Raw genomic sequence first — 14,723 nt, 5'->3', positions numbered from 1 at the left:
CCCCATCCTGGATCGCCCCTGTTGTGCGCTGCGACAACAAAGGTTCAACGCGCCGTTTCCGGACGAACCGGGACGCGACGATGCGCTCCCCTTGCCGAAAACGCGTTGTCCTCGCGGCAGACGCGTTGCGCGCGGCTCGGGCGGTGGATACGCTCGCGCCCCTGCGCCTGATCTCAGGTGCGCATGATACAACCAGATGGACCACATCCCACCCCCATGTCTGACCAATCGCGCCCGCCCTCCCTGGACCAGCTCTCATCCGTTCAGGGCAAGGGAAACCCGCAATGGGGAGGCCGTTTCGCCGGCGGGCCGTCCGCGATCATGGCCGAGATCAACGCGTCGATCGGCTTCGATCGCGCCCTGTGGCGTCAGGACATTCGCGGCTCGCTCGCCCATGCGAGGATGCTCAGCGCGCAAGGCATCATAACGCCCGACGATGAGGCTGCCATTCGGGCGGGGCTCGCGGATATCGCAGGCGAGATCGAGGCCGGACGCTTCGATTTCGATCCGGGCCTTGAAGACATTCACATGAACATCGAGGCGCGCCTGTCCGAACGGATCGGCGAGCCGGGCAAGCGCCTGCATACCGCGCGTTCGCGGAACGATCAGGTGGCAACCGATTTCAGGCTCTGGGTGCGTGATGCGATCGATGCGATCGACGCGCGGCTGGTCAGCCTCATGCGGGCGCTGAGCACGCGCGCGATGGAATTTCACGCGACCCCCATGCCGGGCTTCACGCATCTTCAGGTCGCCCAGCCGGTCACGTTCGGACACCATCTCCTTGCTTACGTCGAAATGCTGGCGCGCGATCGTGGACGCCTCTCGGACGCCCGCGCGCGCCTGAACGAGTGTCCGCTGGGTTCCGCCGCTCTTGCGGGCACGTCCTTTCCGATCGACCGCCATGCGACCGCGCAGGCATTGGGTTTCGACCGACCGACCGCCAACTCGCTCGATTCGGTCTCGGATCGGGATTTTGCGCTGGAGTATCTCTCGGCCCTGTCGATCCTGGGCATACATCTCTCGCGCTTTGCCGAGGAAATCGTGATCTGGTGCTCCGGGCCCTACGGGTTCGTGACGCTGTCCGATGCATTCACCACCGGCTCCTCGATCATGCCGCAGAAGCGCAATCCCGATGCCGCCGAACTGGTCCGCGCGAAGATCGGCCGGATTGCGGGGCACCTGATCGGGCTGATGACCGTCATGAAGGGCCTGCCGCTCGCCTATGCGAAGGACATGCAGGAGGACAAGGAGCCGGTGTTTGCCGCGACCGACGCGGCCATGCTGTCCATCGCGGCAACAGACGGCATGGTGCGGGATCTGGCGCCTAATGTCGAACGGCTTCGGCTTTTCGCGGGATCGGGTTTCGCGACGGCGACCGATCTTGCCGACTGGCTCGTGCGCGTCCTCAAGATGCCGTTCCGGAACGCCCATCATGTGACCGGCAAGCTGGTGGCTATGGCCGAAGCGCGAGGGTGTGATCTGTCCGGGCTATCGCTGGCGGACATGCAGAGCGTCGAACCCGCGATTACCGATGACGTGTTTTCCGTCCTGACCGTCGAGGCCTCCCTCGCCTCGCGCACGAGTCATGGCGGCACGGCACCATCCAATGTTGCCCGTGCGGCGCAGCTCTGGATCGACCGGCTGGGAGAAGACGCATGAGAGCGCTGCTTGTGGTGCTGATCGGCCTGGGACTTGCGACCGGCCTGTCCGGTTGTGGGAAGAAAGGCGCGCCCCATGCGCCCGGGCCCGCCGACAAGATCACTTACCCGTTGACGTATCCGCCGGAGTAAAGCGCCCGCGCGTCTGTCAGGATCGTTTGCGGGTCGACACCGGTTTCCCGCAGTGTCCGAATGCCAGCGGCGCCGTCCCTTTTCGAGAGTTTCCGCCCGTCCGCATCACAGACGAGCTGATGATGGGCGTAGGCAGGTTCCGGCCAGCCGCACAGGCGTTGCAGCACACGATGAACCGATGTGGCGGCAAACAGATCCATGCCGCGCGTGACAAGATCGATGCCCTGCTGCGCGTCGTCATGCGTGACGCACAGGTGATATGACACGCCGCTGTCCCGCCGCCCCAGCACGACATCGCCGAACGCGGCAGCGCGTGACGCAACGCGACCGCTTCCTTCCTCCAGCCAGCCCGGTTCACCGACGAGGTCGAGCGCGCGGCCCATGTCGAGCCGCCAGACCGGAGGCCGGTCCTCAACCCGATGGGCAGGATCGCGGCAGATCCCGGGATAGACCATGCTGCCATCCGGCGCGGTCTCGCATCCGTGGCGCATGACGTCCGTGCGCGTGCAGGTGCAGGGATAGACGAGCCCCCGTGCGCGCAGGGCATCGAGTGTCGCTCGGTAGTCGGCAAGGTGATCCGACTGGCGCCGGATGGGCAGACCGGTGCGAATGCCGAGCCAGTCGAGATCCTCCAGCGTTGCCTGCTCAAACGCCGGCCGGCAGCGCGTCCGATCGATGTCCTCGATCCGGATCAGGAACTCGCCCGCCGGGCCTGCCATATCGCGTGCATGGCAGGCCGAGACGACATGGCCGAGATGCAGGAAGCCGGTCGGGCTCGGTGCGAACCGTGTGCGGTGAGAGGGCTTCATGGCGACATCGGACTGTAACATGCCGCGTGCTTGCGGGTGGCGGCGAATCCTGAAATACTTTGCCTGAAGATATCGACGGCGCGCATCACCTGGCCCGTTACGAGTCGCCCGCCAGTTGCCGCCCACGCCGTCTCGACATGAGGATGGAAGCCGTGACTGTTGGCGGTCAGCATTACCCAGCCCTCGTTTTGAATGCGGATTTCAGGCCGCTTTCATATTTCCCGCTGTCGCTATGGTCGTGGCAGGAAGCGGTCAAGGCCGTTTGTCTCGATCGTGTGTCCGTTCTGAGCGAATACGACAGCGAAGTGCACTCTCCGAGCGTGTCGCTTCGCCTGCCCTCTGTCATCGCGCTGAAGGACTATGTGCCGACCGCGCGCAAGCCTGCGTTCACGCGGTTCAACGTCTTTCTGCGCGACAATTTTTCCTGCCAGTATTGTCATGACAGGCTTCAGACGCACGATCTGACGTTTGATCACGTCATTCCGCGTGCGCGCGGCGGCCGGACGACATGGGAAAATGTCGTGGCAGCCTGCAGTCCGTGCAATCTCCTGAAAGGCTCGAAGCTGCCGCACGAGATCGGGATGCATCCGAAACGAAGGCCTGCGCAGCCCAGCACCAGACTTCTTCAGGAAAACGGACGCAGCTTCCCGCCAAACTATCTTCATGAAAGTTGGCGGGATTATTTATATTGGGACACCGAGCTCGAGGCGAGCTGACGGGTCCATCACCGGAGTTCTTGCATGCGTTATCGTTCGATTACGGCCCTCGCTCTGGGCCTTGCCGTCTCGTTGCCGGCGTCAGCCGAAGTCCTGCATGTTCAGGGGCAGTTCAAGGTCGAGCACGGCGCGACCAATACAGTCGGCGGAGGCATCGGCGGCAAGCTCGATACCGTAAAGGATACGCTCACCTATCACCTGCATTATCGCGGCCTGACCGGGCCGATTAACGCCATCCACCTGCATGGCCCGGCTGATGACGGGCAAGATGCCGGCGTGCTGGTGCCCGTGCCGGGACCTTATACAACGAAGATGCACGGTGTGCTTCATCTGACCGCCGATCAGGTCAAGGACATCCAGGACGGCAAGACGTATTTCAATCTTCACACAGCGGCCCATGCCGACGGCGAGGCACGCGCTCAGCTGATGGCAAAATAAGCGCGCTCCGGCAGTTGCCGTCATTTGAATGACGGCAATTTCGGCCGCGCGTGATTGTCGGTTTATATATGCGGACCATTTCCGCACAAAACCCGCGCGTCATGGAAGTCGGGACTCAACGCCCGCTCCTGCGCGATCGAAATCAGCCACTCGTTGCCGGGCGTCTCGATCTGCCTTGGGTCACTTCGCAGGTCAGTCAGAGACATCGCAAAACGCGGCATATGTCTCGGGTGAAAATCCGATGAGGATCCGGCCGTTTCGAACAAGCACCGGCCTGCGGATCATCGACGGCTGGCGCAACATAAGGGTCTGGGCCCTGGCCGCGTCCAGATCGTGCTTGTCCGCCTCGTCGAGCTTGCGGAACGTGGTGCCGGACCTGTTCAGAAGCTTTTCCCATCCTGCCTTCGCGCACCAGGCGGAAAGCGTTTCAGCGTCGATCCCGGATTTCTTGTAGTCATGGAAAATCGCGTCCACGCCATGCGCGGCAAGCCACGCCTGCGCCTTCTGCATCGTGGAGCAGGCCTTGATCCCGTAGATCGTCGTGCAGTCGTTCATGTAGCCAAGATAGCACGAGGCACATCAAGCATGTAGTGTCGATTCCGCAATGGATTTCTCCGAGACAAGGCGGACGCGAGAGCGCATGAAAAAAACCTGCACCATCACAGCTCTTGCTTTCGTCCTCGCTTCCCTTTTCTGGGCCAAATCATCCCTCGCCGCGTCAGCGGTACCGACGGTCAGCACAACGGCCGGGCTTTTGCGCGGCGTATCCGAAGGTGGGGTCGACCGGTTCATGGGCGTGCCGTTCGCGATACCTCCAACAGGACCGCAACGCTGGATGCCCGCAGCGCCTCCCGACGCGTGGCACGGGATACGGGATGCGCGGATCGGCCACGAGGGCTGCGTCGCCGATCTCAGTGCCGACGGCCCTGCACGGGACAACGAGGACTGTCTCTATCTCAACGTCTGGCGCCCGGCCGGCGCCTTGGAAAACGCGCATCTGCCGGTCGTGGTGTTTTTTCACGGCGGCGGCAATACCAGCGGTGAGACCGATATCTATGACGGTGCGCGTATGGCCCGGGCGGCGCATGCCATCGTCGTCATGCCGGCCTATCGATATGGGATCATGGGCTTTCTCGCGCTGCCAGATGGCCCTGACGGCAGTCTCGCGCTTGGAGACCAGATCGCAGCATTGAAATGGGCTCAAGCGAATGCCGCACGTTTCGGCGGCGATCCCGCCCATGTGCTTCTGGCTGGAGAGTCAGCAGGGGCAGCCGATGTCTGTGACCTGCTGGTGTCGCCCGGGGCACGTGGGCTGTTTCAGGCCAGCATCATGCAAAGCACGTTCTGTCGGCCGCGACCGACGCTGGAGACGGCACAGGCGATGGGACGCATGGTTGCGCATGAGGTCGGCTGTGATGATCCGGGCACGGCTCTGCGCTGCCTGCGCAGCAAGCCGGTATCGGCGCTCAAGACCGCATGGGATCGTGTCTGGACAACCTCCGAGATCGCTCTCCCGGATAAAAGCCGTGTGCCTCGCCCTCTTTTTCCTGTGACGCCTGTCGGAAGCGCGCTTTTGCCGCGCGCACCGATGGCGGCGATTGCGGCCGGAGACATCGCACCCGGCCCGGTCGTGATCGGATATGACGAGGACGAGCTGCGCGGTTTTTTCGCAGGCATGTATCCGATGTCGTCCGATCGGTTCGCCGCGATCATCGCACGCGATTACGGGCCGATCCGACAGGATCTGGATCGCCTGTATCCCACGGCCGGGCGCGAGCCGCTTTACGTGCTCGCCGCGATCCGGTCTGACCAGATGATCATCTGCCCGAGCTATCAGTTTGCCGACGCAGTCTCGAAAATTCGGCCGACGGCAATGTACGAATTCGGTGACCGCAGAGCCCCGCCGTTTCGTTCGCTGGCCCTGAGCCTGCCTCGACCGCCCGGCTTTGACGGAGGTGCATCACACACGTCCGAGTTGCCCTATCTGTTCGGCTACCGTGCGCGCAGTCGCAATCTCACGCCCGAGCAGGATATCCTTGCGGACCGGATGGCACAGGTCTGGGTCTCGCTGGTGCACGAACCCGGTCGCTGGCCGCCTTACGATGCAAGAACGCACGCTGTCCTGTGGATCAGCCTGCCGGGTGACCACAGCATCGGACCGCGAACGACACGATATGCGGCCCATCACTGTGATTTCTGGGCGCAGCACACCGACATCCCCAACAGGCTGTTCCCATAGACCCACGCATGGAAATCAGGCGCATTATTACCATGGCTGCCCGATGTGCACTGACCTGCTCGCCCCTGATCAATGCTGCTCGAGATAGAACTCGATCGGCACGGTGAGGCTCAGATGCTCGCCCGGTACCGTGTCCGGCGGTGCCGGCAGGGGCTCGGCGCGCCGGATCAGCTCCAGTGTCTCACGGTCGAGCCGCTCATAGCCGGCGCCGTGCGTGAGACTGGCCGACAGGACATGGCCGCGCCGATCCATGACGAAATGCAGCATGGCCGTGCCCTCCTGATGGTCAGCCTGCGCTTCGGCCGGATAGCGCTTGAACCGCTCCAGACGCGCCAGAAGCGCCCCCTGCCAAGTAATCGGATCATGAGACGGCTGTGACGCGGGGCTGGCGTCAGCCGCGCTCGCCGACCGGGTGGCGGTCGTCGTTCCCAGGGGAGCGCTTGTCGCCGTGGCGGTGGCCGCCGGCAATGGCGGAACAGGCGGCGCGTGTGCCCTGATTTTCTGCGTAAGCTTTCGGGAATGCGTTGCCTTCGGAACCGGCACCGGCGGATGCGGCGCCGGAACGGGGGGCGCTTCCACACGCGGCGGCGCGTCCGGCTCGGGCGGCGGCGGCGCAGCGGTCTGCTGCGGTCCGGGGGCCACGTCCTGCGGCGGGGTCGGGGTCGGCTGGGGTACTGGCGCAAGATCGATACTGATCGCGGCGGGAGGCGGTGCACTAACTGCCGCCGGCAGTGGCAGCGCATGTCTGAAGGCCCACCAGCTGCCCAAGCCCGTGATCAGGCAGACCGCAAGGCCCGCGCTGCCCCAGAGCGTTGCAAGCCGCCGGTCATCGCTTCGAGACTGGGCCAGATGCCAGAGACGAAATGCAGATGGCGCTGCAAGGTCTTCCCCGATCACGGCGTATCCCCGGCCTTCTGACCTTGCAGGGTCACGAGCGCCACCTTGAGATACCCTGCCTGACGGAGGCGATCCATGACGTCCATCAACGTCCCGTAATCCACCGACTTGTCAGCGCGGAGGAAGATCCGCTCGTCCTTGTTGCCTTTTGTCGCCTTCTCGAGCGCGGCGCTCAAGTCGGATGCGGCGATATCGTCTTCTCCCAGCGCAAGATCGTGGCTCGCCTTCACCGTGAGGAAGACAGGCTCGTCGGGACGCGGGGCCGGCTGCTGCGTCGATGATGGAAGCTCAACCGGCACGTTCACCGTGGTCAGCGGCGCGGTCACCATGAAGATCACCAGCAGGACCAGCATGACGTCGATGAACGGCGTCACGTTGATCTCATACGCCTCGGACGCGCCTTCGTCGGCGTGGCGAATATGGATGGCCATGACGGCCCTACTCCGCGACGGAGACCGAGGCGCGGAGTTCGCGCTGGTTGAAGCGCAGCACCTCGGCGCTGCGCGACGCCGCGATCCGGGCGAGATCGCGCGACACCAGACGCATGACGAGCGATGTCAGATCCGCGATGCAGGCGCGGCATGCCGCGGTCTGACGCGCCAGATGGTTATAGATCACAACGGCGGGGATGGCGGCGACCAGACCGAGCGCCGTTGCGAGCAGTGCCTCGGCGATCCCGGGTGCCACGACGGCAAGGCTCGTCGCATGGGCTGCCGCGATTCCCGTAAAGGACGACATGATGCCCCACACCGTGCCGAACAGCCCGATGAACGGTGCCGTGGCCCCGATCGTCGCGAGCACACCGGTGCCCCGCATGAGGCGCCGTCCTTCCCCGGCTTCGAGCCGCTCCAGATGCAGAACGATCCGTTCTTTGACGCCCTCGCGGTCCTCCGGGAGGTCGTGAGAGCGGCGTCGCTCGGTCTCCGCCGCGCGGACCATCGCGTGCACGATGGTGGCACCATCCTGAATCCAGTCGGCCCCGGGTTTGAGCGTGTCGGTGTCTTCGAGCGTCTCTTCCGCGGATCGCAGGCGTGCTTTCAGGCGCGCGAGCTCGATGGTCTTCGCGATGAAGATCGTCCACGTGGCCAGAGCCGCCGCAATAAGGATGACCATCACGGAACGCACCACCAGGCCCACGCCCAGAAACATGTGCCATGGCGAAAACGACACGGGGATCGTCATGTCGGGCGGCGCGATCATGCGCACTCTCCTGTTCCGGATCAGATGTTTTTCATGTCGTCGGGCGCCGCGTCGGCGTCTCGCGCAGTTGCGCATGCACCCGAACCGTTCTAGGAGACGTTAATGAGAGTCATTCTCATGTGCAAGATTTAATCCATTCATTTTCCACTGTCCCGGGAACGCTCACGTCATGCTGGTCCATATTCCGAATGTCCTGTCGCAGGACGAAGTCCGTCATCTTCGTCAGCGACTGGAAACGGCAGAGTGGACGGACGGGCGCGTCACCGCCGGCGAACAGTCGGCAAAAGCGAAGCTCAACCTGCAGATCCCGCAGGATTCGCCGGAATGTCGGGAGCTGGGCGACATCATCCTGCGCGCTCTGGGCCGAAATCCCATATTCAACAGCGCCGCACTCCCGTTGCGGGTCTATCCGCCGCTTTTCAACCGATACGATACCGGCATGCATTTTCATGCCCATGTCGACAATGCCATTCGCCCCATTCCAGGCGCCGGGTTCCGCATCCGGACCGACGTGTCCTCCACATTGTTCCTGACCCCGGCTGAGGAGTACGACGGTGGCGAACTGGTCATTCAGGACACGTATGGAAACCAGACCGTAAAGCTGCCCGCGGGCGACATGGTGCTCTATCCGGCGACGAGCCTGCACAGCGTCAACCAGATCACGCGGGGGAGCCGCTGGGCGTCATTCTTCTGGACACAATCGATGGTCCGCGACGACACGAAGCGCGCGCTGCTCCATGAGTTCGACAACTCCATCATCGAGACCAGAAAAGTCATTCCGGATACGCATCCCGCCGTGCTGGGATTGACGGCCACCTACAACAATCTGCTCCGGCAATGGGCAGAGCTGTAACAGGACCTCATTGTCCTATCCGGGCGGTGTCATATTTGCACCTACCTCGACTGCGATCGATGACGATGCGGTCGAACACTCCGAATTTCCGGTAATGGTCCGCTGCTTCGCTTGACGCGCCAGTCTTCGGAGTTCGGGATCGGCATAGGGGCGCAGGCATGAGGCGAGCGCACGGAAGACATCCGGAAACCCCGTATCCAGGGCCTGTTCGAAACACGGCAGCGCGTTCGGACTATCACCGTCCTCAAGCCGCAGACGCCCCAGATTGAGCCATCCCCAACAGTCGCCGGCTTCCGCCGCCGCCTGAAAGAATTGCCGGGCGCTCTCCCTGTCCGGCTGGCCCGCGATGCCGTCCTCGTGCAGAAGCCCGATCATGTTGAGGGCCTTGGCATTGCCGCCCTGCGCTGCACGAACATACAGCCGGTAGGCCTCCAGTCGATCGAACGGTTCCTGCCGGCCCGACAGCAGCAGGTCGGCGAGATTGAACATCGCCCAGCTGTCACCTCCGTTCGCCGCGACCGCGAAACAGCGCGCGGCAAACCGGGGATCGCGCGAGACGCCCCAGCCGCGCTCGTAGGCGCGGCCCAGCATGTTCACCGCCACCGGATGACCGCTGCGTGCGGCAATCTCGAAATAGGCGAATGCATCCTTATCGCGTCCCTGATCCAGATGCAGCTGCCCCAGCAGCAGCTGCGCCTGAACCTGCCGGGGCAATTCGACGGGCATCGACCTGATCCTGCCGATCGATCAGAAGCTTATCCCGATATTGCCGAGGAACGTCCGGCCCGACAGCGGCACGGCGCGCGACGTGCTGAAGGCAGATGCGTAATTGAGGTTGTTGGTCAGGTTGTTGGCGTTGAATTGCACGCGATAGCGGCCGAACTGATACGAAACCATGCCATTGAGCGAGAAATTGTCGGGCATGCGCGCCGTGTTGGCTTCATCGGCCCAGTAGCCGGACGAATACTGCACGCCGCCGCCCGCCGTCAGCTTTCCGTGACCCGGCCGGAGCATCAGATCCGAAAGATTATAGGTGCTCCAGATCGACAGGTTGTTGTGCGGCAGCTGGGGCGCCTGATTGCCTTCGGTCGTGGTCGCATGGGTGATTTTGCCGCCCATGTAGGAATAGGCCGCATAGATTTCCCAGTCCCGCGTGATCTTGCCCGTCGCGCTCAACTCGACACCGCGAATGCGACGGCCAGTGCCTGCGTCCTGAAAGCCCGTCAAAATGTCGCCGTTTTCGTCATAGGTGTAGGAATTGTTCTGGTTGATCTGGAACAGTGCTGCCGTCACGCCAAGACGCTTCTGGAAGAAATCCGCCTTGCCGCCGACCTCGAACAGATCGCTGCGCTGCGGCTTGAGGTCACGGCCGTTGACCGCGACATCGCCGACGCTCGGCTGGTTGGTGATTTCGGACGACACGTCCGTTCCTACCGGCTTGTAGGACCGGGAAAACGTGAAATAGAAGGTCGTGTTGTCCAGCGGTTCATACATCAGGCTGGCCGACGGGCTGAACCGGTTGGAGCTCTGCTGCTGAACACCTGAGGATGCCGCGGCCGCACTGAAATACGTACTCTTGAAGCTGTCCCAGCGGAACGTGCCGAAGGCGGACAACCGCTTCGTGAACCAGACCTTGTCAGCCAGGAAAAGACCAAGATCGCGTGCATCGGCTGTCCGATAACCGGTCGCGGGCCAGGTCAGATACGTGCTGGGATAGTAATACTGGGGATCGCGGATGGTCTGGTTGTTCGTCCGGTTGACGAACGTTCCCATGTTCCGCTCGTCCTTCGTGTAATTGATATCCACCCCCGCACGCAGATCATGCCGCAGGAAGCCGGTGTTGAACCGCGCGCGCGCCATCGAGACATTCTGCACGCCCCAGCCGTTCTGCTGATAGGCCGCACCGCCGCCGGCGCCATATGTCAGGGCCGGATTTCCGCCTGCCAGAAAACTGGTCGTGCAGGCGCCCGAACAGGCAGACGGCGTCGTTGCGGTATAGTCGCGCTGATAATGCGTATAGCGCGTGTCATTCGTCAGGTTCAGCCAAGGCGCCACCCTGGCTGCGAATTTCGACGTGACCATATGAATGTTCGAGTGATCGAAATCGAAGTTTCGCGTGTAGCTCGTGTCGCGATCCAGACCATATTCGGTGATGGGTCGGGATATGCCGCCGACCTTGATCATCGGCACACCGTAATCCGGCGTGCCGCGACTGCCGAGCCACTGGTAGTTCAGGTGCCACGTCGTCCTGGTGCCAAGACCGAAACCCGCGTCGGCCGCCACGCCATAGCGATCGGTGCGCACGTTGCGGCGGTCGGCGACATCCTGCTTGTTGTACATCGCATTGACGCGAACTGCCGTGTGGGCGTTGATCTCGTAATTCGCATCCGCCGTGCCGCGATATTGCATGCCGCTGGCAAAGGCCTGGTCCACGTCGAGCTTGTTGCCCAGATGGGCTTTCTTGAGGGTCTGGTTGATCAGGCCGCCCATGTTGCCCGCGCCGAAATATTCCCCGGTCGGCCCCTTGATGACCTCGACACTTTCCGTGTTGAAGACATCGCGCACATAGGTTCCGAAATCACGCAGGCCATCTTCGTAGATGTCACCGCGCGCCTGCTGGCCGCGAATACGAAACTGGTCGCCATTCAGGCCGCCATTGCCCTCCCCTGTCGACATCGTGATGCCGGGCACGTTCGCCAGCGCCTGATCCAGCGTGAAAAGCCGTTGCTGCTCGATAAGGTCCTTCGGAACCACGCTGATCGTCTGAGGGGTTTCCCGCACCGTGTCCGGCATGCGGCCAATGTCGAGCGGGGTGTTGTTGGTGTTGCTGCTGTCGGCCGTCTGGCCATGCACTTTCACGGCCGGGAGATTGATCGAACTGTCCGTCGGTCCGGCTGCGCCGTCATCTGTCTGGGCATGGGCCTCCTGCGTCTCCACGAGCCCCAGACCGCTCCCTAATGCGAGGACGGCGAGCGCGTGTCGCGTATATGCCGACACAGCAGGCGCTGTTACCGGCGCATGAGGAGTGATGGTCTGATTCTTTGCGGGCATGTACCGACACCTGTTCAGTTCTGACGCGACACGACACCAGAAAAGTACCCTCCTCACTTCCGCGTGCGAATCATGCAGCATTAGTCTACAAATTTTTCGCAAAGGAGGCCGGAGAGACGGCCGCTGGCATCGCCCGTTCTCGGGCCGGCATCCAATACATGGCCGCCAGTTGCTATTGCAACTGATTCTCATTAGCGACTTCATGACGTTTGATGTCAGCGGATGTGTCCTGGACTTCGGATGGTCTGCCGTGCAGAAAAAGCCATGCAGGTCAGCTGGATTCCCGATGTCAGCAGCCACGCAGAGTTGCCCCGAATGAAACGAACGGTCCGGGACAAATCACGGTCGCCCACTCTCTCGAAGCGGGCGTTTCAGTTTCAGGCGATCGCCCGTTGAACAACGCCGCGCAGCCAGCGATGCACGGGATCGTTGCCGAAACGCGGATGCCAGGCCTGAAAGATATCGAACGGCGCCGTGGGCGCCGGTTCCGGCAGCAGAACGACGTTGTGGCTGTCGACCATCGGACTATCGAGCAGAAAATCGGGCAGGCCCAGTATCAGGTCGGTCGTCTGCACAATCGAAAGCGCCATGGCGTAGGTCGACACAACAAGCGTGATCCGTCGCTTCTGTGCGCTGTGTCGCGCAATCACGTCGTCGATCGGCTGTCGCATCGCGCCGTCGCGCGAAACCATGACATGACCGTATTCCATGATGCCCGCGATATCCGCCCGCCGGGACAACAGCGGATGGCCGACCCTGACGGCGCCGCGCGTGAATCCTGACCGGATCGTCTGCCGTCTGATTTCGGAACGCATCTCGCCAAATGCGCCGATATAGAGATCCACTTCGCCACGGCGCAGACGATCGTTTTCCAGCACCGGCACCTCATCAAGACAGTGAAGCCGTGCGTCCGGACATTCGCGCCAGATCGCCGCCGTCAGGGCCGCGCCATAGGCTTCCATCACGGCTTCGGCGATCACGACCGTAAAAAGCGGTGCGAGCCGCCGGAGGTCGGGCATCGGCGCGACGTCATAAAGGCCGCGTGCGGTTTCCAGGATGTCCCGCACCAGAGGCAGCAGATCGATTGCCCGTTGTGTCGGCGCCAGCCCCCGTCCCGATGGGACAAGGATCTCATCGCCGAAATCTCTCCGGATGCGCGCCAGGGCCCGGCTGATCGTGGCCGAGCTTGTATTCAGACGCCGCGCGGTTCGTGTGACGCTGCATTCGTCCAGGAGCACTTCCAGCGTCCGAAGCTGGTTGAGGTCGATCGGTCTCGGCATGGCGGATCCGTTTGCGGCGAAACGACTGTTTCACCACGTGAAACGCTCATGCTGCAACATTGGCACTTATCGCACCACCGATGCTCGTCCAGAACCGGCTCCTGTTCCGTCACCGATCCGGAGAGTTTCGACGTGAAGCGTGCAAGATCGACATGGCTCTGACGATGCAACGGGTGCGCCCGCTGATCGGCCTGGCCGGCATGATCGTGCTCGCGATGGGCAACGAACTGAACGAGACGGTCTCGGATGCAGCCATTGGCGACGTCTCCGGCGGACTTGGGTTCAGTCATGATCCCGGCACCTGGTATCAGAGCCTTTATACGTCGGCCGAAATCTGCGGCATGGCCTTCGCGCCGTGGTGCGAGGAGACATTCTCCATCTATCGCTTCGCCATGTTCGTGGCGGCGTTCGGTGTTCTGCCGGCCGTCTGCGTGCCGTTCACCCATATCCTGAGCCTGCTTTACATCGAGCGCTGGCTCCAGGGTCTGGACACCGGTTTCACGGTGCCCATGGTTATGGCGATCGCCCTGCGCACCCTGCCCCCGCCTATTCGGCTGTGGGGACTGGCCTGTTACGCCATGACAGCGACATTCTATCCGAACCTCAATTTCGCGTTCGCGGCCCTTTGGACCGATCTCGTCGGATGGCAGTTCGCCTTCTATCAGTCGGTGCCCTTCGCAGTCATTGCAGCGGTTCTGATGTGGTACGGCATGCCACGGGATCCGATGGAACTGCACCGGTTCAATGACTTCAACTGGGTCGGCGTGCTGCTGGTCGTAGTCGGGGTCTCCTCCGGTGCCACCGTCCTGGAACAGGGAGACCGGCTCGACTGGTTCAACAGTCCGTTGATCTGCGTTCTGTCCGTCCTGTCGGTCAGCGCATTGCCGCTCTTCATCATCAACGAAATCCTGCACCCGATGCCGCTGCTGGACTTTCGTCTGCTTCGGCGCCGCAATTTCGCTTACGGGGTGGTGACGCTCAATCTGTTCGTGATCGTGTCACAGTGCTCGACGACGCTGCCGATGCTTTATCTGCAGGGCGCCATGGGTTTCCGTCCCGAGCAGGCGCAGATCGTCGTGACCGAAATCGCCTGCCTGCAGTTCGTGTTCCTTCCCGTCATGGCGCTGGTGCTGAACCAGCCATGGGTTGATGCTCGTCTCGTGCTCGGAACGGGGATCTGCCTGGTCATTGCCGCGTGCATCGGTGAATCGTTCGTGACGGTGCATTGGTATCGGGATCAGTTCTATCTCTGGCAGGCCTTGCAGGGCATGGCGGAGGCAATGATCGTCGTGCCGCTCGTCATGATGGCGACGAACGACCTCACGCCGGCGGATGGGCCCTTCGCCTCCGGCCTGGTCAACGCGCCCCGCGCGACCGGGGCCGCCATCGGCGCCTGGCTGATTGATCTGGTCCATCGCTGGCGGGGCGGGCTGCATTCGAACCGGCTGGC

The 14,723-nt window shown here is 62.7% G+C and carries 15 protein-coding genes; 7 read left to right on the top strand and 8 right to left on the bottom strand.

The window, feature by feature from the left end:
• Positions 1 to 216 precede the first annotated feature (216 nt).
• Positions 217 to 1,659, top strand: a complete 1,443-nt coding sequence (gene argH / locus B8446_RS02710) for an argininosuccinate lyase (RefSeq protein WP_048846992.1) — start codon at positions 217 to 219, stop codon at positions 1,657 to 1,659.
• Positions 1,656 to 1,790 carry a hypothetical protein gene (locus tag B8446_RS16695; protein WP_264921733.1) on the top strand — a complete coding sequence of 45 codons (135 nt, stop codon included), beginning with the start codon at positions 1,656 to 1,658 and terminating at the stop codon, positions 1,788 to 1,790. Before argH ends, B8446_RS16695 begins: the two co-directional genes overlap by 4 nt.
• Here B8446_RS16695 and gluQRS read toward each other — a convergent pair.
• Complete coding sequence (gluQRS, locus tag B8446_RS02705; protein WP_241767600.1) at positions 1,763 to 2,620, bottom strand: tRNA glutamyl-Q(34) synthetase GluQRS; 858 nt, start codon at positions 2,618 to 2,620, stop codon at positions 1,763 to 1,765. The genes B8446_RS16695 and gluQRS overlap by 28 nt on opposite strands.
• A 131-nt stretch (positions 2,621 to 2,751) precedes the next feature.
• On the opposite strand from gluQRS, the gene B8446_RS02700 reads away from it, so the two are divergent.
• On the top strand, positions 2,752 to 3,315 hold the full coding sequence (locus B8446_RS02700; RefSeq protein WP_241767599.1) for an HNH endonuclease: 564 nt from the start codon (positions 2,752 to 2,754) through the stop codon (positions 3,313 to 3,315).
• A gap of 24 nt (positions 3,316 to 3,339) precedes the next feature.
• Positions 3,340 to 3,753 (top strand): CHRD domain-containing protein, encoded by a 414-nt coding sequence (locus tag B8446_RS02695; protein ID WP_048846986.1) that lies wholly within the window; start codon positions 3,340 to 3,342, stop codon positions 3,751 to 3,753.
• Positions 3,754 to 3,945: 192 nt separating this feature from the next.
• Here B8446_RS02695 and B8446_RS02690 read toward each other — a convergent pair whose 3' ends face one another.
• Positions 3,946 to 4,308, bottom strand: a complete 363-nt coding sequence (locus tag B8446_RS02690; RefSeq protein WP_048846984.1) for an arsenate reductase — start codon at positions 4,306 to 4,308, stop codon at positions 3,946 to 3,948.
• An 85-nt stretch (positions 4,309 to 4,393) separates the two neighbouring features.
• Here B8446_RS02690 and B8446_RS02685 point away from each other — a divergent pair, with 85 nt between their 5' ends.
• Positions 4,394 to 5,992, top strand: a complete 1,599-nt coding sequence (locus tag B8446_RS02685) for a carboxylesterase/lipase family protein (protein WP_048846982.1) — start codon at positions 4,394 to 4,396, stop codon at positions 5,990 to 5,992.
• A gap of 69 nt (positions 5,993 to 6,061) precedes the next feature.
• On the opposite strand, the gene B8446_RS16690 is transcribed toward B8446_RS02685, so the two are convergent.
• The 3 genes from B8446_RS16690 to exbB are packed head-to-tail and all read right to left on the bottom strand — an operon-like array spanning position 6,062 to position 8,089.
• The gene (locus B8446_RS16690; RefSeq protein ID WP_264921734.1) at positions 6,062 to 6,889 is read right to left on the bottom strand and encodes an energy transducer TonB; all 828 of its coding nucleotides are present in this window, start codon (positions 6,887 to 6,889) and stop codon (positions 6,062 to 6,064) included.
• Positions 6,886 to 7,320: a TonB system transport protein ExbD gene (gene exbD / locus B8446_RS02675; protein WP_048846980.1), complete on the bottom strand. Its 435-nt coding sequence runs from the start codon at positions 7,318 to 7,320 to the stop codon at positions 6,886 to 6,888. The genes B8446_RS16690 and exbD overlap by 4 nt, the downstream gene beginning before the upstream one ends.
• A 7-nt stretch (positions 7,321 to 7,327) precedes the next feature.
• The gene (gene exbB, locus B8446_RS02670; RefSeq protein WP_373277124.1) at positions 7,328 to 8,089 is read right to left on the bottom strand and encodes a tonB-system energizer ExbB; all 762 of its coding nucleotides are present in this window, start codon (positions 8,087 to 8,089) and stop codon (positions 7,328 to 7,330) included.
• A gap of 169 nt (positions 8,090 to 8,258) precedes the next feature.
• On the opposite strand from exbB, the gene B8446_RS02665 reads away from it, so the two are divergent.
• Complete coding sequence (locus B8446_RS02665) at positions 8,259 to 8,942, top strand: Fe2+-dependent dioxygenase (RefSeq protein ID WP_048846978.1); 684 nt, start codon at positions 8,259 to 8,261, stop codon at positions 8,940 to 8,942.
• A gap of 15 nt (positions 8,943 to 8,957) precedes the next feature.
• Here the strand turns inward: B8446_RS02665 and B8446_RS02660 are convergent, their stop codons facing one another.
• The 3 genes from B8446_RS02660 to B8446_RS02650 all read right to left on the bottom strand — a co-directional run bounded on the left by B8446_RS02660 (position 8,958) and on the right by B8446_RS02650 (position 13,273).
• Positions 8,958 to 9,668: a tetratricopeptide repeat protein gene (locus B8446_RS02660; protein ID WP_048846969.1), complete on the bottom strand. Its 711-nt coding sequence runs from the start codon at positions 9,666 to 9,668 to the stop codon at positions 8,958 to 8,960.
• A 21-nt stretch (positions 9,669 to 9,689) separates the two neighbouring features.
• On the bottom strand, positions 9,690 to 11,993 hold the full coding sequence (locus B8446_RS02655) for a TonB-dependent receptor (RefSeq protein ID WP_084712017.1): 2,304 nt from the start codon (positions 11,991 to 11,993) through the stop codon (positions 9,690 to 9,692).
• A 377-nt stretch (positions 11,994 to 12,370) separates the two neighbouring features.
• Positions 12,371 to 13,273: a LysR family transcriptional regulator gene (locus B8446_RS02650; protein ID WP_048846967.1), complete on the bottom strand. Its 903-nt coding sequence runs from the start codon at positions 13,271 to 13,273 to the stop codon at positions 12,371 to 12,373.
• A 152-nt stretch (positions 13,274 to 13,425) separates the two neighbouring features.
• Here B8446_RS02650 and B8446_RS02645 point away from each other — a divergent pair.
• A partial coding sequence (locus B8446_RS02645; RefSeq protein WP_158507514.1) for an MFS transporter occupies positions 13,426 to 14,723 on the top strand: 1,298 nt, incomplete at its 3' end.

This window comes from Tanticharoenia sakaeratensis NBRC 103193 (assembly GCF_000963885.1).
Classification (GTDB): Bacteria; Pseudomonadota; Alphaproteobacteria; order Acetobacterales; family Acetobacteraceae; genus Tanticharoenia; species Tanticharoenia sakaeratensis.
This window is presented reverse-complemented; position numbering and strand designations above follow the sequence as displayed.